Origin of the sequence: Sulfurospirillum arcachonense DSM 9755 (assembly GCF_000597725.1) — a bacterium.
Lineage (GTDB): Bacteria > Campylobacterota > Campylobacteria > Campylobacterales > Sulfurospirillaceae > Sulfurospirillum_A > Sulfurospirillum_A arcachonense.
The window spans coordinates 1-18,149 of sequence record NZ_JFBL01000008.1 but is presented as its reverse complement, the minus strand read 5'-3'; the positions used below and the strand labels follow the sequence as shown (position 1 = coordinate 18,149).

The 18,149-nt window shown below is 31.2% G+C and carries 22 protein-coding genes; 3 read left to right on the top strand and 19 right to left on the bottom strand.

Features of this window, described 5'->3' with window-relative positions:
* Window position 1: 1 nt before the first annotated feature.
* Window positions 2–964 carry an arginase gene (locus K354_RS0107470; RefSeq protein WP_024954882.1) on the top strand — a complete coding sequence of 321 codons (963 nt, stop codon included), beginning with the start codon at window positions 2–4 and terminating at the stop codon, window positions 962–964.
* A 35-nt stretch (window positions 965–999) separates the two neighbouring features.
* Here the strand turns inward: K354_RS0107470 and K354_RS0107465 are convergent, their stop codons facing one another.
* The 6 genes from K354_RS0107465 to K354_RS0107440 all read right to left on the bottom strand — a co-directional run bounded on the left by K354_RS0107465 (window position 1,000) and on the right by K354_RS0107440 (window position 6,737).
* Window positions 1,000–2,181 carry an ammonium transporter gene (locus tag K354_RS0107465; RefSeq protein WP_024954881.1) on the bottom strand — a complete coding sequence of 394 codons (1,182 nt, stop codon included), beginning with the start codon at window positions 2,179–2,181 and terminating at the stop codon, window positions 1,000–1,002.
* 150 nt (window positions 2,182–2,331) lie between these two features.
* Window positions 2,332–2,670 (bottom strand): P-II family nitrogen regulator, encoded by a 339-nt coding sequence (locus K354_RS0107460; protein ID WP_024954880.1) that lies wholly within the window; start codon window positions 2,668–2,670, stop codon window positions 2,332–2,334.
* A 78-nt stretch (window positions 2,671–2,748) separates the two neighbouring features.
* Window positions 2,749–3,273 carry a peptidylprolyl isomerase gene (locus tag K354_RS0107455; protein ID WP_024954879.1) on the bottom strand — a complete coding sequence of 175 codons (525 nt, stop codon included), beginning with the start codon at window positions 3,271–3,273 and terminating at the stop codon, window positions 2,749–2,751.
* A gap of 8 nt (window positions 3,274–3,281) precedes the next feature.
* The gene (locus K354_RS0107450) at window positions 3,282–3,944 is read right to left on the bottom strand and encodes a response regulator (protein WP_024954878.1); all 663 of its coding nucleotides are present in this window, start codon (window positions 3,942–3,944) and stop codon (window positions 3,282–3,284) included.
* 14 nt (window positions 3,945–3,958) lie between these two features.
* Complete coding sequence (locus K354_RS0107445; protein ID WP_024954877.1) at window positions 3,959–5,593, bottom strand: sensor histidine kinase; 1,635 nt, start codon at window positions 5,591–5,593, stop codon at window positions 3,959–3,961.
* Window positions 5,577–6,737: an ABC transporter substrate-binding protein gene (locus tag K354_RS0107440; protein WP_024954876.1), complete on the bottom strand. Its 1,161-nt coding sequence runs from the start codon at window positions 6,735–6,737 to the stop codon at window positions 5,577–5,579. Before K354_RS0107440 ends, K354_RS0107445 begins: the two co-directional genes overlap by 17 nt.
* A gap of 64 nt (window positions 6,738–6,801) precedes the next feature.
* On the opposite strand from K354_RS0107440, the gene K354_RS0107435 reads away from it, so the two are divergent.
* Window positions 6,802–7,443, top strand: coding sequence for a class I SAM-dependent methyltransferase (locus K354_RS0107435; RefSeq protein WP_024954875.1), 642 nt, complete (start codon window positions 6,802–6,804; stop codon window positions 7,441–7,443).
* Between the two features lie 11 nt (window positions 7,444–7,454).
* Here K354_RS0107435 and K354_RS0107430 read toward each other — a convergent pair whose 3' ends face one another.
* The 13 genes from K354_RS0107430 to lsrK all read right to left on the bottom strand — a co-directional run bounded on the left by K354_RS0107430 (window position 7,455) and on the right by lsrK (window position 17,468).
* Entirely contained in the window at window positions 7,455–7,751 is a 297-nt protein-coding gene (locus tag K354_RS0107430) for a c-type cytochrome (RefSeq protein WP_024954874.1), read from the bottom strand.
* 59 nt (window positions 7,752–7,810) lie between these two features.
* A complete protein-coding gene (locus K354_RS0107425) occupies window positions 7,811–8,140 on the bottom strand; it encodes a hypothetical protein (RefSeq protein ID WP_024954873.1) in 330 nt (109 codons plus the stop codon).
* Complete coding sequence (locus K354_RS0107420; RefSeq protein WP_245600588.1) at window positions 8,134–9,204, bottom strand: sensor histidine kinase; 1,071 nt, start codon at window positions 9,202–9,204, stop codon at window positions 8,134–8,136. Before K354_RS0107420 ends, K354_RS0107425 begins: the two co-directional genes overlap by 7 nt.
* A 73-nt stretch (window positions 9,205–9,277) precedes the next feature.
* Window positions 9,278–9,958, bottom strand: coding sequence for a response regulator transcription factor (locus K354_RS0107415; protein WP_024954871.1), 681 nt, complete (start codon window positions 9,956–9,958; stop codon window positions 9,278–9,280).
* 3 nt (window positions 9,959–9,961) lie between these two features.
* Window positions 9,962–10,180: a DUF1104 domain-containing protein gene (locus K354_RS0107410; RefSeq protein ID WP_024954870.1), complete on the bottom strand. Its 219-nt coding sequence runs from the start codon at window positions 10,178–10,180 to the stop codon at window positions 9,962–9,964.
* Between the two features lie 40 nt (window positions 10,181–10,220).
* Window positions 10,221–11,258, bottom strand: a complete 1,038-nt coding sequence (locus tag K354_RS14100; protein WP_051505400.1) for an AI-2E family transporter — start codon at window positions 11,256–11,258, stop codon at window positions 10,221–10,223.
* Window positions 11,242–11,832, bottom strand: a complete 591-nt coding sequence (locus tag K354_RS0107400; protein WP_024954869.1) for an ABC-type transport auxiliary lipoprotein family protein — start codon at window positions 11,830–11,832, stop codon at window positions 11,242–11,244. The genes K354_RS14100 and K354_RS0107400 overlap by 17 nt, the downstream gene beginning before the upstream one ends.
* Window positions 11,829–12,800, bottom strand: coding sequence for an MlaD family protein (locus K354_RS0107395; RefSeq protein WP_024954868.1), 972 nt, complete (start codon window positions 12,798–12,800; stop codon window positions 11,829–11,831). The genes K354_RS0107400 and K354_RS0107395 overlap by 4 nt, the downstream gene beginning before the upstream one ends.
* Window positions 12,790–13,524 (bottom strand): ABC transporter ATP-binding protein, encoded by a 735-nt coding sequence (locus K354_RS0107390; protein WP_024954867.1) that lies wholly within the window; start codon window positions 13,522–13,524, stop codon window positions 12,790–12,792. Before K354_RS0107390 ends, K354_RS0107395 begins: the two co-directional genes overlap by 11 nt.
* Window positions 13,521–14,645 carry an MlaE family ABC transporter permease gene (locus K354_RS0107385; protein ID WP_024954866.1) on the bottom strand — a complete coding sequence of 375 codons (1,125 nt, stop codon included), beginning with the start codon at window positions 14,643–14,645 and terminating at the stop codon, window positions 13,521–13,523. The genes K354_RS0107390 and K354_RS0107385 overlap by 4 nt, the downstream gene beginning before the upstream one ends.
* A gap of 48 nt (window positions 14,646–14,693) precedes the next feature.
* Entirely contained in the window at window positions 14,694–15,221 is a 528-nt protein-coding gene (locus K354_RS0107380) for a hypothetical protein (protein WP_024954865.1), read from the bottom strand.
* A gap of 124 nt (window positions 15,222–15,345) precedes the next feature.
* Window positions 15,346–15,717 carry a cupin domain-containing protein gene (locus tag K354_RS0107375; RefSeq protein WP_024954864.1) on the bottom strand — a complete coding sequence of 124 codons (372 nt, stop codon included), beginning with the start codon at window positions 15,715–15,717 and terminating at the stop codon, window positions 15,346–15,348.
* 197 nt (window positions 15,718–15,914) lie between these two features.
* Window positions 15,915–17,468, bottom strand: a complete 1,554-nt coding sequence (gene lsrK, locus K354_RS0107370) for an autoinducer-2 kinase (protein ID WP_024954863.1) — start codon at window positions 17,466–17,468, stop codon at window positions 15,915–15,917.
* 319 nt (window positions 17,469–17,787) lie between these two features.
* On the opposite strand from lsrK, the gene K354_RS15185 reads away from it, so the two are divergent.
* On the top strand, window positions 17,788–18,149 hold a 362-nt coding region (locus K354_RS15185; protein ID WP_037940469.1), incomplete at its 3' end, for a hypothetical protein.

Sequence of the window (18,149 nt, the reverse complement as noted above, 5' to 3'; positions counted from 1 at the left end):
GATGCCAGATAATTCAAAACATATCAAAATAATTGAAGTTTATTCAGATATTGCCGGACATAAAAAAGGTGCTTCTTTAGGCTTAGATGCACTAAGAAACAGTTCAAAAGAGTTAGACTCAACATACTATGAAAAGTTTGAAACAGAAAATATTCTTCATGAAAATAACGCTTTTGAAAAACCAAGTGAATTTGAACATGCAAAATATATTGATAAAATTTATCTTGTAATTTCTAGATTAGCCCAAAGAGTAAAAAAACTAAGAGAAGAAAATCTTTTTCCTATTGTTTTAGCAGGTGACCACTCTAGCTGTGCAGGAACTATGCATGGTCTTAAAATGGCTCATCCAAATGAAGAGATAGGCGTAGTCTATATAGATGCTCATGCGGACATTCACTCTCCTTATACTAGTGGTTCAGGAAATATGCATGGTATGCCTTTAGCTGTTGCTTGTGCACTTGATAATAGTGAATCAAAAATCAATGAACCAAATAAAAAAGAGAAAGAGTATTGGAATAAATTAAAATATCTAGTTACAAATGAGCCTTCCATAAAACCTGAAAATATAGTTTTTTGTGCATTACGAGATTATGAAGGAGAGGAAAAAGTTCTCATAGAAAAATATAAAATTCCAACATACTCGGTAGAAGAGATTACTTTTAAAGGTATACAAAATGTAGTAGAAGAGATTTTTAAAAAACTATCTTACTGTAAACATATTTATATCTCCTTTGATGTAGATAGTATTGACCCTTTATATGTTCCAGGAACTGGAACTCCAGTAACAAATGGCTTATCTTATGAACAAGCAATGCAATTAAATTTAGAATTAATAAAAAATGAAAAAGTTTGTTGTTGGGAGATGGCTGAAATAAACCCTCTTTATAATAACAATAAGGACGATTCAAAAAGAGTTTTTAAAATTTTAGAGAAAGTAACGAATAACTTATTGAAATATTATTAGAAAAAGTGAGGAGAAATCCTCCCCACTTTTTTATATTAGACTTTTGATTTTACAAATTCAGGGTAGGCTTCAACACCACACTCTTCTAAATCAAGTCCTTCGTATTCATGTTCTTCATCACTTCTAAGTCCAATAGCTTTTTTAATAACTACAAATATAATAAGTGAAATTGTAAAAGTAAATAATCCCACTACAACAATACCTTTTAATTGTGCTAAAAGTGAAAAATCAGCAAATAAAGCAACTGCAATAGTTCCCCAAATACCATTTACCAAGTGAACAGAAAGAGCACCAACAGGATCATCAATTTTAAACTTATCAAAAAATGGAACAGCGTAAACAACTAAAGCTCCACCAATAGCACCAATTACAATTGGCTCCCACAAACCAACAACATCTGCACCTGCAGTGATAGCTACAAGTCCACCAAGTGCGCCATTAAGAATCATTGTGATATCTAATTTTTTATACTGAAAATAAACAATAAGAGTTGCTACAATAGCACCAGCGAGTCCTGCTGTATTTGTATTTAATATAATCAATCCAACTAAATCTGCAGCATCTTTAGTAGAGATATTAAAAGCACTTCCACCATTAAAACCAAACCATCCTATCCATAAAAGAAGACCACCAAGTGTAACTAATGGTATATTTGATGCTGGGATTGGACGAATTTTGCCATCTTTAGTATATTTACCTTTTCTAGCACCTAATACTAATATTGCAGCCAATAAAGCCCATCCTCCAACAGAGTGAATAACAGTAGAACCAGCTAAGTCATGAACATCACTTAAAAACCCTCCAGCCCAAATCCAATTTCCTACAAGCGGATAAATAAATCCGCTCATTAAAATTGCAAAGCTCATGAAAGGGACAATTTTAATTCTCTCACTTACACCACCACTCATAATAGATACTGTTTTACTTACAAAAGCCATTTGAAAAAAGAAAAATGCATAAGCACTATATCCTGTAACTTCTACTCCATTGAGAAAAAATCCACTTCCACCAAACATTAAATTGTATCCCCAAAGAAGAAAAACAAATGAACATACTGCATAAAGTAAAACGTTCCCTGTAAGTACTGCTGTTACATTTTTTGTTCTAACAAGTCCAGCTTCAAGCATAGAGAAACCTGGTGCCATGAAGATAATAAGTACTGCTGAAAAAATAAGGAAAAAAGTGTCAATTACGTATTGTAATTCTGTAGCTTGCATTTTTGTGACCTTTTATATTTTAATACTATTTAGTATGCTAAGCTCACTACAATAGTGAGCTCAAACACGTTGTATTTTTGAATATAAAATTGTACACAAAAACTGTTCCACAAGGTGATTAAAAAATAATCATCTTGTAAAATTTATATATTAAATTGCTTCTTCGTCTTCTTCTGAAGTTCTAATTCTTACAACTTTTTCAACTGATGATATAAATATTTTTCCATCACCAATTTTTCCAGTTTTTGCAGAATCAACAATAGCCTTTACAGCTTTATCAACATTTTCATCATTAACGATAATATCTATTTTTACTTTTGGTAAAAAATCAACCACATACTCAGCACCTCTATATAATTCTGAGTGACCTTGTTGGCGACCATATCCCTTTACTTCAGTAACTGTCATACCAGTTATTTCTAATGCAGTCAATGCATCTTTAACATCTTCTAACTTAAATGGTTTGATAATTGCTTCAATTTTTTTCATGCTTTCACTCCAGTCTTTTTTATTATCATTGTATCTTGTTTTTTAGAATAAAGCTACCAATTTATGATTATAAAACACTCATTTAACATAAGCTTTTATAATCTTCACAGGAACGATTGGTTTGTCTCTACCATCAACATTTGTATTTTCAATTTTTGCTACTGTATCATAACCTTCAACAACTTCACCAAAAATAGTATGTTTCCCATTTAACCATCTAGTAGGTATTGTTGTTATAAAAAATTGGCTTCCATTTGTATTTCTACCAGCATTGGCCATAGCGAGAAGACCTGGTCTATCAAAAACAATTCCTGGTTTAAACTCATCTTCAAAAGAGTGACCCCAAATAGATTCTCCACCTCTTCCTGTTCCCGTTGGGTCTCCACCTTGAATCATAAAATCTTGAATTACCCTATGGAAAATTGTCCCATTATAGTAACCTTTCTTGACTAAACCTACAAAGTTTTCTACAGTTTTAGGAGCAATTTTTGGAAATAATTTCAACTCTATATTTCCTTGGCTTGTTTCAAAAACTACATTTTTGTCTGCTGCGAATACAAATGTTGATAAACTCAATATGAGTAAAAATACTATTTTTTTCATTTCTATAATTATCCTTCATCTTTTATAAATTTTGTATTTTGAAAACGGTACATTTTGTTTTTTATTTTTTCTAAAATTCCTGCTTGAATGAGTTGTTTAAACATATTAACAACTGTTGGTTTACTAACTTGTATATTATCCATTATATCCTGATATGAACCATAAAAAATATGTTCTTTATCAATATGATCAATAATATATTTTAGTATCTCGATCTTTTTACCACCAACTAAAATTGATAAAGCATCAACCATATATGAGCAACCTTCTAATTCTTCTTTTTGTACTTTTGGTAACATTACTGTATATATCGTATTAATTAAATCTTTAATATTAATAGGTTTCGTTATAAACCCATCTACTTTTAATTTAATAGCTTCTAGTAAATAATCGGTCTCTGTAAAAGCAGTGGTAATAATAGCTGGAATATCTTTTTTATGCTCATTTCTCAAAATTTTAAGCATATCAATACCATTTAAATGTGGCATCATAATATCCGTTACTATGATATCAATATCAGTTTCAAGCGCAATTTTAAGTCCTTCTTCACCATCACTTGCAACTATGACCTCTTTTACAAAATCATCTAATATCATTTTTGTTTGACTTTGTATACTTTGCTCATCTTCTACATATAAAATTACGCAATCTTTTAAGCAATTCAAATCCATATTTTTCCTTTTTATTATTCTTTTTTACACTTATCTTTATCAAGCCCACTTATTGGCATTACAATATTGATACAAGCACATTTCTTATAATAATCATTATTATTAAATGTATAAGCAATGTTTTGTACTTCAATATTTCCGTGCATCTGTTTTTCTATAATCTCTTTTGACATGTATAAGCCAATTCCAGTACCACTACTTTGATGTTTCGTAGTAAAATATGGCTCAAACATTCTATCTATAACTTCTATGGGAATTCCTCCACCATTGTCTATAATTGAAATGTTTCCTTTTTTATTTACCTCATCAACTTTGACAATAATTTCAATATACTTATTTTGATTTTCTTTTGATTCTAAAGCATCTTTTGAGTTTGAAAAAAGGTTCATCATTACTTGTGAAAATTCATTAGGATACCCTAACGTCTCAAAATCTTTTTCACATGACAAACGCATCTTAATATTTGCCTTTTCATAATAAAACTTTACTAAATCCATAGATTCTTCAATTGTTTTTTTTACACTAAAATCTTCTGCTCTCTTATTTGGATTAAAAAAATTTCTAAAATCATCTATAGTCTTTGACATCGATGTTGCTTGTTTTATCCCTTCATCAACTTGTTTATCAATAAATGCATCATCCAACTTACCAACCATATTTTTCATTTGAAAACTTTGAATAATAAGAACTATCGCATTTAACGGTTGCCTCCATTGATGTGCAATATTTCCTACCATCTCACCCATAGCTGCAAGTCTTGACTGCCTAAACATAATTTGATCTTTTTGACGACTTTGTTCAACTTCATATGCAATTTTCTTTTCCAAATTTTTATTGAGTTTTTGAAGTTCTTTTGTTTTTATATCCACAATTCTTGCAAGTTCTGCATGTAAAAGTCTAATATTTTGTAAAATCACAATTGCCAAAAGAGCTGCCACAGTTATAGTTCCAACCGTTGCTACAACTATCCATTCAAAAGTATTATCATATACTGCTCTTGTTCTCTTTTTACCACTATTTGCAGCTTCTAAATTTAAACTTATTAATTGTGTTAAATGAATATTTATGGAATTAATACTTGGATATAACTCCTCTTGCAGACGATTATACGCATCTGCTGTGTGAGCCCTACTAAACAGTTTAAATATATCATCTAAAATCGTGTCAATATTGTTAACTTTTTTTTCAATTATTAAAACCATATCATCTTCTAAAGTTTTTATGGTGTTAGTTTTTTTGGGACTTATAATTCCCCATGATTCTAATATCTCAGATACCCAATCTTTATCATGAATTTTTAAACTTGTTTTATATTCACTCCAATCTCGTCTTATAAGCTCTTGAGCAAGAACTATAATACTTTTTCCATCTTTCACACTTATCTGACTGTTTTCTACATCCCTTAAAGTATCAAGTATATTAACAGTATAAATATCTTTTATTTTTTCAAGTTTGATAACAGGTACCATTCTTTTGGTATAAAGAATATCAAAATCACCTTTTATTCTATTTAAACTCATATGTGCAAAACTTCCAATAAAAAGCATCCCAACTACCATAATAAAAAACAATAAACTAGTTTTTTTAGCTATTGTCATGTTATTGATATTGCCCATAAAGTCCTTAAAAGGATTAATTATCTTCTTCATCTACATCCCAAAAAATACCATCTGAATATGTCGTCAAATATACATTATTTAAACATTTACAAACCCTTCTACTTTCATCTACATCTTGATTATTTTTTATTTCTCTATATAAAAACCGCATCTGATCAATATAGTCTTCTTTTGTAAAATGAGGACCAACTCTTTTAAATAACTCTGTAGTCATTTTTGCGATAAAAAATCCTTCTAAAGATACATAACTGTACTCTCTATTAGGATAATATTTGTCCATAAGTTTTCTATATAAATTTACTTCACTAGATAACCCTCCCCATGGGGAGGGTACTACTTGAGAAAACACTATATTTTCTACATGTTTATCTAAAGCATTAAGTAACATACTTGAACCAATAAACGAGATTGCTCCATAATGAATATTTTTAAGTTTTGGATTTTGCCTTGCTCTTTTTATAAATTCTGCGGTAGGTTTTGTGGCTCCAACCATAATAACTACTTGCGCGTTACTTTGAGATATTTCGTAAAGAGCATGTCCAACGGAGAGGGTATTTCTTTTATAGCTTGCTTCTGCAACTAAACTCATATTTCTTTTGCTAAGAGCCTCTTTTACTCCTTTTAATCCGGAGCGTCCATAACTATCATTTTGATAAAAAACAGCGATATTAGTATATTTTTCTTTATCTACAAAATAATTCACAAGTGCTTCAATCTCTTTTCTATAACTCGTTCTTCCATTTAAAACAAAAGGATTTCTTGGAAGCTCTCTTAAAAATTCTGCTCCAGTAAATGCTCCTATATAAGGAGTTTTGTATTTTATAGCAATGGGTAAAGCAACTCTACTTGTAGGCGTTCCTATAAAACCTAAAAAAGCAAATACTTTATCTTTTTTTATGAGTTCTTCTGCATTTTCTGCTGTAATTTTAGGCTCATACTTATCATCTTTTGTAATTACTTTAAAAGTTCTACCGTACACTCCACCTTGCTCATTGATATTATTAAAATACGCATTAATACCTAACATAAGTTCATCAGCAATAGTATGAAGACTACCACTAAAGGGTCCACTCATACCTAATCGTATCTCTGTATCGTTATAATAGGAGTCAAAATTAACAAATGGTAAAATAAAAATTATTGAAACAATCAAAGCTGATAAAATTCTATACATAAATGCTATAATACCACCAAATAACTTAATTTAGTAAATATTTATTTACTTAGGATAAAAATCAATGTATTGTACCGTATGTAACTCTTCCGTAGATAGCTTTAATGACCCTCAATTAGATAAAAAATTTTACCAATGTCCTCACTGTGAACTTATTTTTTTAGATAAAAAATTTTATGTTGCTCCTATAGCTGAAAAAAAGCAGTATGATAACCATAATAACAGTTTTGAAGATAGTGGTTATGTCCAAATGTTTGAAAATTTTTTGAATTTTTTTTGGGATGATATAAAAGAGAATACAAAAACAGCTCTTGATTTTGGTTGTGGACCTGGTCCTGTTTTATATGAACTCATTAAAAGACGAAATGTAAAGAGTGACTGTTATGATAAATTTTACCAAACACAAAAAATATATGAAAATAAAAAATACGACCTCATTACTTCAACAGAAGTATTTGAGCATTTAGATAATCCAAAAGAAGTTTTAAACTTTTTAACTACTCTTTTAAATAATAACGGTGTTATTGCACTTATGACTCTTTTTCACACTAACAAACAAAGTGATTTTTTAAAGTGGTGGTATAGAAGAGACCCCACACATATAACCTTTTTTACACCTAAGTGTATAGAAATAATGGCAAATGAATGTGGACTAAATGTTATTAAACATGATAACAAACGTATAATCATACTACAAAAAAAGTAGTGATAATCTCACTACTTTAAAGTTGAAATATATTCTGATACTATCTCGATTTTAGCATCATCATAATCTTTTATCTGATTTTTCATAAGAGCTTTCATAGTACTTCCATAACTTCCATCTTGATAGCCTTTAAGAGCTTTTGCTAAAGTTACTTTATCCCAACCTTGAATAACAGCAGATTTATTTAAAGCTTTTTTTTCAGCTTTTACCCCATGACATCCTATACATTTTTTATATAACGCAGCACCATCATTTGCCATAAGAAAAGTTGCAAACAAAGTTACGATAAGAAAAATTGACTTTTTCATTTTTTATCCTTTAATTTTGATAATCAAAGTATAAAATAAAAAAGTGTATCAATCGTGAGTTATTTTAGTTTTCCAAATATCTTATATATTTCCCAATATTCATCCACTGCTTTTTTTAAGTCTTTATCATTTAGGGTTGTTTTTTCTTTTACACCAAAACGATTCAAAAGCCCCTCTTGGAGTATAGTTTTTTCTTTTGTTGGGTTTTTTAAATACTTTATAAGAGCATTTTTTAGAGCATCTTCACTACTATATTTTAAAAGATATCTATAAAAAAACTTATCTATTTTTACAGGCATTTTTTCATGACAAGAAACACAATTATTCTTATATACACTAGCATGTATACTTCCTACTAAAAAACATAAAAGAAATATTTTTTTTACCATGATACCCTCACCTTTGTCCACTTTTTTTCTTTTGAAGTTATCTTTACATGTAAAGTGTATTCTTCTGCTATCATATGAACTATACTAAGCCCTATTCCAAAGCCTCCTACACTCTCATCTGCTCTTGTGTATCGCTCAAACATTGCATCTATTTTTTCTTGAGCAATCCCTCTTCCGCTATCATGTACTTCAAAATATCCATCTTGTAACCTTATGTTTATAGTACCTTTGATTTTATTGTATTTAACCGCGTTTGATAGAAGATTATCTATAAGTTTTGTTATCTTTTTTCTATCTATATGTAAAGATATGTTTTCCTCTAAATCACAATTTATATCTATTTTTCTTGATTGTGCAAAAAGAGTAAAGTACTCTATCCTCTCTTCTATAACTTCTTGTAAATTCACATCTTCATCATTTGAAACGATCTTATGTGCTAATGTAAGATAGGTCAAGTCTTGGTACAAGTTCGAAACTGTTCTTGCTCCTATATCTATTCTTTTTATCTTCTTTGCTAGTTTTTCATCTAATGAATTTGTATCTATCATCTCTATATTTGACATGATAGCATTTACTGGGGTATTAAGCTCATGCGTAGTATCTTTTATAAATCTATCTAAAAGCTCTATTGCCTCACGCATAGGTTTTAAAAGAAGTCTTAGTAAAAAATAACCAAAGACTACCATGAGTAAAAATAACCCTGCTCCATAAATACTAAGAGTTTTGTATACATTTTTATGCCATGAACTATCACTCTTTACTTCTAAAACAAGATATTTTGTACCAAGATAATAAGATTCTGGCTCTTTTATGAGATATATTTTATCTTCATCCATGTAAATAACTTCGTTAAAATCTATGTGTTTGTTAGAAAATGTAGAAAATATCTCTTTTTTAGAACTATCATAAATAGCAGAATTAAATCTCACATCTCTAGGATATACTCTATTTTTATCAAAATTTACATGCAAATCTTTGAGTTTTAACAGTTGCTCATTGGCTAAGTAGGAAAGCTCTAATCTGTTTTTTTGGAGCATCAAATCTTTTTGGAAATTATAATACATAACTCCAAGTATAGATAAGAGAAGTATAATAAAAATTAGATAGAGTATAAAAAACGAAAAAAGTGTTTTTTTCTCACTCTGTAATAAATTTGTATCCCAGCTTTTTAACACTGATAATTCTCTCTTTTCCTATAATTTTTCTCAAATTTTTTATATATGTTCTAAGCGCATCATCACTCGCTACCTCATCATATCCCCAAAGCTCTTCAAGTATAACTTTGTGAGATATTATCTCTCCTCTTCTTTGTAAAAAGAGTTTAAGTAAAATAGCTTCTTTATTTTGCAGTTGCACCTCTTTTCCTTCTACATGTAAAGAGTTTGTAGATGTATGATACTCTATATCTTTAGCAATTTTTACACTATCATCTTTAGAGTGAAAAAACTCCCTTTTTATAAGTGTTTTTACTCTTAAAAGTATCTCTTTAAGCTCAAAAGGTTTACGGATATAATCATCACAACCACTCTCATAACCAACACTTACATCATCAATAGAATTGAGTGAAGTCAAAAATATCGCTGGAGTTTTATTCTCATTTTCACGAGAATTTTTTAGAAGCTCAAATCCATTGAGTCCAGGAACATTTACATCTAACAAAAACAAATCATAAGAGTTTTCATACATCTTTACTTCTGCTTCATCGCCATCATACACACTATCAACTACATAACCATTCTCTTGCAAAAACTCAGTTACTGTTTCGTTCAGATTTACATCATCTTCTAAGAAAAGAATTTTTGAAGGTTTGACACTCATAAGTTACTTCTTTATCTTTTTCAAATTTTTTATATATATTGTTTTTTCTTTATCACTCATTTTGGGATATCTAAATTCTAACTCTTTTTGAAAACTTTTTTGATTTGCTGGTTTGACATAACCTATCATTGCAAGAAGCTCTTCTGTACTCATCTCAGAAAAATCAACCTTAGCAAATAAAGAAACTACTATAAAAATCAAACTAAATATAACTTTTTTCACTGTTTTTCCCTTTTTAGAATATTACTCAAATACTGTGAGCCTATTGTGAATCTTTATCTACCGAGCTTAATAACATGGCAATGGCTTGTGTCGAAGGATTTGATTCAAATGCAATTTTTATTGTCATACTAAGTGGCACTGCTAAAAACATCCCAACAGAGCCTAAAACCCATCCCCAAAATATAAGAGAGAAGAAAATAACAACAACAGAAAGTCCCAATCCTTTTCCCATATAGCGAGGTTCTACCACATTTCCCATAACAATATTCACTACTAGATATAAACTTATAACCCAAATTATACTCGTCATATCAAGCCCTACAAGAGCTACTAAAACAGCTGGAATTGCTGCAATGACTGAACCAATACTTGGAATATAATTCAATAAAAAAACTATAACACCTAAAAGAAAAGCAAAATCAACCCCAATAAGAAGAAGCCCTATAGTCACTAAAATAGCTGTTAGAAGACTAATCACCGTTTTTATCGCTAAATAACTGTTTAATTTTTTACTAAACTTTTCAAATGGATTCTCTTTTGATTCATCTTTTTTAGTAAGAAGATATATTTTTGTTCTCAAACTAGAAGTTTCAAAAAGCATAAACGTAACGCCTAAAAATATAATAAATGATTTTGAGAGTACATTACTAAAAGATTTTAGAAATCCTCCTGCAAAATTTAACAGTCCAGATGGATCAAACATAGTTTCTAAATTAGCTCGAGAAATCTCTATACCAAATCTATCTAAAATTCCTTTTGTTGAGCCTACCATATCCATAATTTTAGCCGTATATTGAGGTGTATTAGATAAAAAACTATCTACAGAAGTTGAAAGTATATATCCAAATCCTAAAAGTACAAAAACAACACACCCCAAAACAATCAAAAATGCCAAGATACGTGGTAGTCTTAGTTTTTCCAACCAAAAAATAGCAGGAGCACTAATCGTAGCTATAAAAATAGAGAGCAAAAAAGGCACGACTATAGAGGATGAGGCTTTTACGCCTGCTACGATAACAACAAAAGCTGCTAAACTAATTAAAACTTTATGTATATCAAAACTAATATGAGAGTTCATTTAGCCACCTACTCAAATCTTTCACAACCTCTTGGGTCGCTTTATTAAAAGCTTTTACTACACCGCTTGCGCCTCTATCTTCTACTTGAACTACTTTATTTATTAAAATTGAGCCTAAAACTTTAGCCCTCTTTCTTTCGATGAGTCTAAACCTAATCTTTACATGTACAGCTGATTTATCAGCACTATATAGCTCTTCAAAATTTTCTAAATTACTTTCTAAAATCAAATCTGCTATTGCAAAAGAACGGCTACTCACTGTTGCTTTAAAAATATTTTGTGATTCAATCGCTTCTGTAAATACTTCTTGAAGTCTTGTTGAAAGAAGTTCACTCCATCTACCATACTTGTACGGTTTCAACGCCCCATCTTTTTTATACAAAATTGCGCGAGTCATCACGGCACTATCACCTTCAACTCTTTGGACTCTTAAAACTTTATCTACACTTTTATCATTTACATGTAAACTATTTTTAGGCTCCAATCTATAGTTATCTGCTCTTTTAGTAACTTCTTTCATACTGCATCCACTAAAAGCTAACAGTAGTACTAACAAACTCCATATATATTTCATCTTTGATTCTCCTCTGAAGGGGCTAACTCTACATCTGTCTCTTTAAATAGTATATCACTTGGACTATCTCTTAACTCACTTACTAACTCTTTTGATTCTATTATAAGTGTTCGAAGGTCATTTAAATCATTTTGAAATGGCAGTAAATTTTCTCTTACAATAACATCAACATCAAGAACACCTTGTTTTAATTTAGTATCAACTGCGTTCATAACTCTTGAAGTTGTTAGTGCTGCTTCTTGCATACTCACTAAAGTACTATGTCCTGATTTTCCTAAAACACTTGCCATCTTTTTTACTTCATCTGCTGCGCTTATAAAGGCTATTTCAAAGTCATGAGCACTTGAAAGTATTTTATCTAATTCATCGTTTTTAGAGTTTATTGTCTCTAATGTTTTATTCAAAGAATCTGTTACTTTAGCAAAGTTTTCTAATATTTTTTCTAAATTTTTCAAGTTTGTTTTACTCATAACTTTATCAGTTTTATCTAACATCCTCTCCGTTTTTTTTCCTATAACTTGCAGTGTTTTATCTACTCTTTCTATCATAGAATCTTTTGTTTTAATAACTCCATATGAATTATGATTTTTTCCTGTTTTTAACAAAGGCGATTCATTGGTACCGCCATCAAGTTCTATGTAACTAAGTCCTGTAATCCCTTGTAAATTAATAAGCGCATAACTATCTTCTTTTATAGGTGTTTCTTCTTTTACCTTAATTAAAACAATAACTTCCTCAGAATTTTCTGTATTGATATAGATATCTTTTACTTCACCAACACTTACACCTCTAAGTTTTACTGGTGCTTTTACATTGAGTCCCGATACACTTTGCTGAGTAACCACTTTGTAGTGATTATATACCTCAGTTTGAGCATACTTTCCTAACCATAAAATAAATCCAATAGTAGAAAAACCAAGTATAAAAACAAAAAGCCCTATCATAATATAACTAACTCTATTTTCCATTTGTAAACTCTCTTAAATTTTCATTATCACTGAGACGAAGTTCCTTTATATTGCCCATAAATTGTACCTTTTTATCACCTAAAATAATAAACCTATCTAAAACTGAACTCATAGTATCTTTATCATGAGTAACCATAACAACTGTTATATCTAAAGTGTCTCTTAGTGCGACTATTAGTTCATCAAAGTCTCTCGCACTTTTTGGATCAAGCCCACTTGTAGGCTCATCTAAAAATAGAAGTTTAGGATCACGAATAAGTGCTCTTGCAAGTCCTGCACGTTTTTTCATTCCCCCACTTAACTCCGATGGATATAAGTACGCTGCACTTTCAGGAAGTCCTACCATTTTTATTTTCATAAGAGCTGCTTGTTTAATAGCATCCTTCGAGAGATTTGTATACTCTTTTAAAGGAATACTTACATTTTCTAATACACTAAGTGAACTAAAAAGAGCTCCAAATTGAAACAAAACACCCCATTGACTTCGTAGCTCTTTTGCTTCATTGCTACTAATTTTTTTAATATTTTTACCTAAAACATTATAGGAACCAGAAGCGTACTTTTGCAAAAGTATCATCTCTCTTAAAAGTGTTGTTTTTCCACTCCCACTTCCACCCAATAAACCAAATATTTCACCTTGACTAATTTCAAAACTCACATCATCATGGACCACATTTTTTCCAAATTGTGTAACTATGTTAGTCGCTTTTATAACAACACTCATAATCCAATCTCCGTTAAAAGTACTGATATAATGGCATCCATAGCAATAACCCAAAAGATTGCATTGACAACACTTATTGTTGTATATTTTCCAACACTCTCAGTACTACTACTTATCTGAAAACCTCTAAAGCACCCAATCACAGCTATAATCCATCCAAAAATAGGTGCTTTTATAAGCCCAATAACAACATGTTTGATTTCAACACTCTCTTGCATACGAAGAGCAAATTCTTCAAAACTAATTCCTAATTGAAAGTTTGCAACAACCATACCTCCAAAAATAGAAACTATATCTGCAAAAAAAACTATTAAAGGAAGAGATATCATCAGCCCAAAAACTCTAGGAATTATCAAAAAATCCCACACAGAAAAACCCATAGTTTTCATAGCATCTATCTCTTCTGTTATTTTCATAACCCCAATTTGTGCCGTATATGCAGAAGCACTCCGTCCTGCAATGACTATGGCTGTAAGAAGTGGAGCTAACTCCCTTGTAACAGAGATACTCACCATCTCTACTATAAATATATTTGCTCCAAATTTTTCGAGTTGCACTGCTCCTTGGAACGCTATAACAATTCCTATTAAAAAAGAAGTCAAAAGTATAATAGGGATTGCTTTAATACCACTATTTTCTATATGATAGAACATAGCTTGCAATCTAAACCTCAGAGGATAAATCGTGACAATACCAACAGCTTCTGTAAGTCCTCCAACAAAAGAGAAAAAATTTATAAGAGTTTTTTTGGATTCTGTTATCGTTTTGCCTATATTATATAAAAAAACACTTATGCCTACATCTTTTTTAGGAGTAACAACATCACTAGGGAAATTATCTTCACACACTTGGTATAAAGCTATAAACTTCTCAGTCTCTCCTATCTTTGATACATTACATCTTTGCTTTTGTAATTTTTTAATTGTTTGTATAAAAAGAAGTATCCCATGAGTATCAAAATCTGATATTTTTGAAAAATCAAAAATTATTTTTTTATCTTTATAAGGAGTTTTTAGTTTCTTTGAGAGTTTGGTTATATTATGAAGAGTCCAAGGCCCTTTGCACTGATAAGTTATCGTATCATTGGTATCTAATACATCAACCTCAGAAAAGTCTATCATACAAAGCCTCTATTTTTTAATCATTATACCAAAAAATAAATAAAGGCACTAAAGTAGGGGTAATCTTATCCTTTTAGAAATTCTCATCCTTCTATCTTCTTGTCTTTGTATCTTCTCTTCAAATCGTCTAATAGCAAATTTTATCTCACTCGCAAAATGATTTCCTATGATATATTCATTTTTATCATTATAAAGTCTTGTAAAATTGTGTTTTGCTACTTCTATATCTAATCCCTCTTCAATTGTTTTTGCTTTATAATCTGTGAGTCTATTTAATATAAGTGTTACATTTGAAAATGGGTTATATAACTGATCTGTATAATCCATAGGGATATAAGTTATCTCATCACTTACGGCTAATTGTCCCTCTTTTATTTTAAAATAATAGGTACTAATCTTTCCTTCTTTTTCATCATATGTGTTATATACTTTTGAAGTTAAAAATAGTGTTGTATCGTGTGATGGTGTTGGAAGTATAGCTTTGTTTATACGCATAGGATCGATTTTTTGAGCACAACCAAAAAATAAAAATGAAATTAAAAAAAGTAAAGCAGTTTTTTGTAAAAGTCTCTTCATGAAATCACGCCTGTAGAAAAAATTCGGAAGAGATGCTTGGCTTATCTCTTCCTGTTTTTTATTATTTTGAAGTTTATATGAATTTCGCTTAACGAAATTATACGAAACCAAAGTAAACGATTGGTTAACTTTTTACAAACTCCATGCCAGGTTTCCAATCAATATAAACAGAGTCTTTTTCCTCTAAGTGAGGAGCCTTTATAAAGACCGATTTAAAAGGCTTTTTAAACTCATTTATAAACATATGAGACTCCCCTAAATCACACTGAAGATAATCCCCTTCTTTGATAACAATCCGTTTACCATCAAGATACACTGCACACTGCCCTTCTAGTACATAAAAAGACTCTTCTTGAAAAACATGCTTATGACAAGGATGCTCTTCTCCCACTCCTATTACCACTACACCCATATCTACTTTTGGACCTTTTCCTAAATATTTAGGACCATGTGTCCCAAATCTATACTCATGTTCATTTTCATTTGTTAATTTCATTTTTATGTCTCCTTTTTACTGAGCAAAGCCCAGAAAAAATTCCTCTCACTAAAGCCACATCTTCGATGAGAAAAACTTTTACTTACTATTTTTTCTAATTGTATCAGCGAAAACATTTGCAGAGGAAGGGTCCAAATCTATGATTTTGGGGTACCCACCTTGAAACCGTTTGAGATGATACAAGTTAGAAAATTATCTTATAATCCTGGTGCTTTCCACATTGAATCTGTTACACTCGCATCTACAAGTTCTAACTGCTTAGCATATGCCTCTTGCCACTTCTCTTTTATCTCTTGGTATGTTTTATAGTTTTGCATATTGGCTTCATATGTTTTTTCCCATACGACTAACTCATTTGCTGCACTTGGTATATCTTTATATATGCCTACTCCAACTCCAGCAGCCATTGCCGCTCCTAGTGCTGTAGCTTCTCTAACACGAGGTATCTTTATCTTACAACCCGTCACATCTGCTAGAGTTTGACACCAAAGCGCACCCTTACTTGCCCCTCCTGCAAAAACTATCTCTTCAAACTTTATATCCGTAAACTCTTTTATTTTTTCTAAGTTTATACGTGAGACGATACAAGCGTTTTCTTGTAGGCTTTTAAACATAGAAACTTTGTTACATGTAAGGGGGTCAATAGAGAGGTTTAAAAAACTAGGACTTGCATGATACCACTTACCGTACTTCATGCTATCTGAGAAGATAGGCATTATCCCGTACGAGCCAACTGGTACATCTTTGGCTTTGTTTTCTAAAAGTGTATAGACATCTATACCACTTTTTTGTGCTTCGAGTTTTTCCAAGTCACAAAAAGCATCTCTAAACCAACGCATCACAAGACCACTAAAAAACGTAATCCCCTCAGCTTGTGAAAGTCCTTTTACGACATGTGGATTTACTCTTATGCTCATATCTTTTGGTGGAGTTACTTCGCTTTTTATGTTGACTATTTGTTGCCAAAAAGAGCCCCCTAGGATTGCTACTTGTCCCTCTTTTACAACTCCAAGTCCAGCACTTCCTAGCTGTACATCTCCACCACCCATGACTACTTGAGTGTTTTCGCTCAAGCCACTCTCTTTACATGTAACACTCCCCATGAGAGTTCCCACTTCTAAAACAGAAGGGAAAATGTCATCTTTAATCCCTACTTTTTTAGCCATATCTGAAACCCAATCTCTCTGTTTTAGAGAAAATATCCCAGTAGTTCCGCCGTTACTCGGGTCAGTCGCTATGACTCCACTTAGACGTGCTAGTATCCAATCTCCTATCATAGAAACCTTGGCTACTTTTTCGTAAATCTGGGGACGATTGTTTTTAAGCCACATGATACGAGGCAATGCCCCCAAAGCAAAAGTTTGACCGCTTTGTGCATAAAACTCGTCTTCTATACCCTCAAAATTCTCTTTTAGGTATCTTACTTCTTTATGGGCTCTTGCATCTACATTGGCAACGCCCCAAAGCTCACGTCCCTCTTTATCATAAAGAACAATGCCTTCACGCATACTCGTAGCACTCAAAGCGAGTATATCTTCGCCCTTTAGATTGCTTACATGTAAAGCTTCTTTGATACACTCACAAACCAAAGCCCAGTTAGTCTCACAATCAAAACTCATAGAGTTTGGCACATCCTCTTCTTCAAGGTGCGTCCACTCTCTCTGTCCCACGCTTATCTGATTGCCTTTTGTATCAAAGATAACAGCCCGAACACTTCCCGTCCCTGCATCTATCGCCATCAAGTATTTCATTGTAGTCCCTAATTTTTGTGTTTTGAAATTATAGCGAAAGTCTTTACTTAAGGGACATTTTGTTCTTTTAATACGATATTTGACAAATCATGGTACAAAGTGTTCTATTATTTGCTATTTTCTGCTTAAAAGGACACTAAATATTTAAGAAAACTCGCTAAATAAACAATCAATTTTCACTAACATCCCTTTTTTAGGGCTTTTATACTTCAGATAACTAACATATTTTATGTGAGTTATTTGTTAAATTTAGAGCTGTTTGTGTTATAATGTTCGTTGAATAAATAGTTAGTCTACAAAAAACACACATTGGAGTAATATGTTAATTATCTTATCACTAGTGTTAACCATTATCTTAGATAGTATTTTGGTATCGAGCATCCTTAAGTTGTTAAGTACTCTCGCCGACTTTTCACTATTTGGAGGTATTTCATCAATAGAATTATTCATTATTGCGATTCCCTTACTTATTGTATTGCCTGCAACAGGAATTTACGTACTCCTACGAAAATTCAACTTTGATCAAAAACTACAAGACATGAAAGCTGTCAAAATAATTTTTGCGACATTACTAACTATCTTTATACTTTATGTTGTTGTTCTATTATTGTCTACGACTATAAGAGGCGGTGGAATTACGTTTGCGATCAAAATGATTTTTGCCACTTATGCTTTACCTGT

Excerpts from the sequence above, each read along its gene's own strand:
- K354_RS0107470 (WP_024954882.1), top strand. The coding sequence starts at position 2 with ATGCCAGATAATTCAAAACATATCAAAATAATTGAAGTTTATTCAGAT.
- K354_RS0107465 (WP_024954881.1), bottom strand. The coding sequence starts at position 2,181 with ATGCAAGCTACAGAATTACAATACGTAATTGACACTTTTTTCCTTATT.
- K354_RS0107460 (WP_024954880.1), bottom strand. The coding sequence starts at position 2,670 with ATGAAAAAAATTGAAGCAATTATCAAACCATTTAAGTTAGAAGATGTT.
- K354_RS0107455 (WP_024954879.1), bottom strand. The coding sequence starts at position 3,273 with ATGAAAAAAATAGTATTTTTACTCATATTGAGTTTATCAACATTTGTA.
- K354_RS0107450 (WP_024954878.1), bottom strand. The coding sequence starts at position 3,944 with ATGGATTTGAATTGCTTAAAAGATTGCGTAATTTTATATGTAGAAGAT.
- K354_RS0107445 (WP_024954877.1), bottom strand. The coding sequence starts at position 5,593 with ATGAAGAAGATAATTAATCCTTTTAAGGACTTTATGGGCAATATCAAT.
- K354_RS0107440 (WP_024954876.1), bottom strand. The coding sequence starts at position 6,737 with ATGTATAGAATTTTATCAGCTTTGATTGTTTCAATAATTTTTATTTTA.
- K354_RS0107435 (WP_024954875.1), top strand. The coding sequence starts at position 6,802 with ATGTATTGTACCGTATGTAACTCTTCCGTAGATAGCTTTAATGACCCT.
- K354_RS0107430 (WP_024954874.1), bottom strand. The coding sequence starts at position 7,751 with ATGAAAAAGTCAATTTTTCTTATCGTAACTTTGTTTGCAACTTTTCTT.
- K354_RS0107425 (WP_024954873.1), bottom strand. The coding sequence starts at position 8,140 with ATGGTAAAAAAAATATTTCTTTTATGTTTTTTAGTAGGAAGTATACAT.
- K354_RS0107420 (WP_245600588.1), bottom strand. The coding sequence starts at position 9,204 with ATGTATTATAATTTCCAAAAAGATTTGATGCTCCAAAAAAACAGATTA.
- K354_RS0107415 (WP_024954871.1), bottom strand. The coding sequence starts at position 9,958 with ATGAGTGTCAAACCTTCAAAAATTCTTTTCTTAGAAGATGATGTAAAT.
- K354_RS14100 (WP_051505400.1), bottom strand. The coding sequence starts at position 11,258 with ATGAACTCTCATATTAGTTTTGATATACATAAAGTTTTAATTAGTTTA.
- K354_RS0107400 (WP_024954869.1), bottom strand. The coding sequence starts at position 11,832 with ATGAAATATATATGGAGTTTGTTAGTACTACTGTTAGCTTTTAGTGGA.
- K354_RS0107395 (WP_024954868.1), bottom strand. The coding sequence starts at position 12,800 with ATGGAAAATAGAGTTAGTTATATTATGATAGGGCTTTTTGTTTTTATA.
- K354_RS0107390 (WP_024954867.1), bottom strand. The coding sequence starts at position 13,524 with ATGAGTGTTGTTATAAAAGCGACTAACATAGTTACACAATTTGGAAAA.
- K354_RS0107385 (WP_024954866.1), bottom strand. The coding sequence starts at position 14,645 with ATGATAGACTTTTCTGAGGTTGATGTATTAGATACCAATGATACGATA.
- K354_RS0107380 (WP_024954865.1), bottom strand. The coding sequence starts at position 15,221 with ATGAAGAGACTTTTACAAAAAACTGCTTTACTTTTTTTAATTTCATTT.
- K354_RS0107375 (WP_024954864.1), bottom strand. The coding sequence starts at position 15,717 with ATGAAATTAACAAATGAAAATGAACATGAGTATAGATTTGGGACACAT.
- lsrK (WP_024954863.1), bottom strand. The coding sequence starts at position 17,468 with ATGAAATACTTGATGGCGATAGATGCAGGGACGGGAAGTGTTCGGGCT.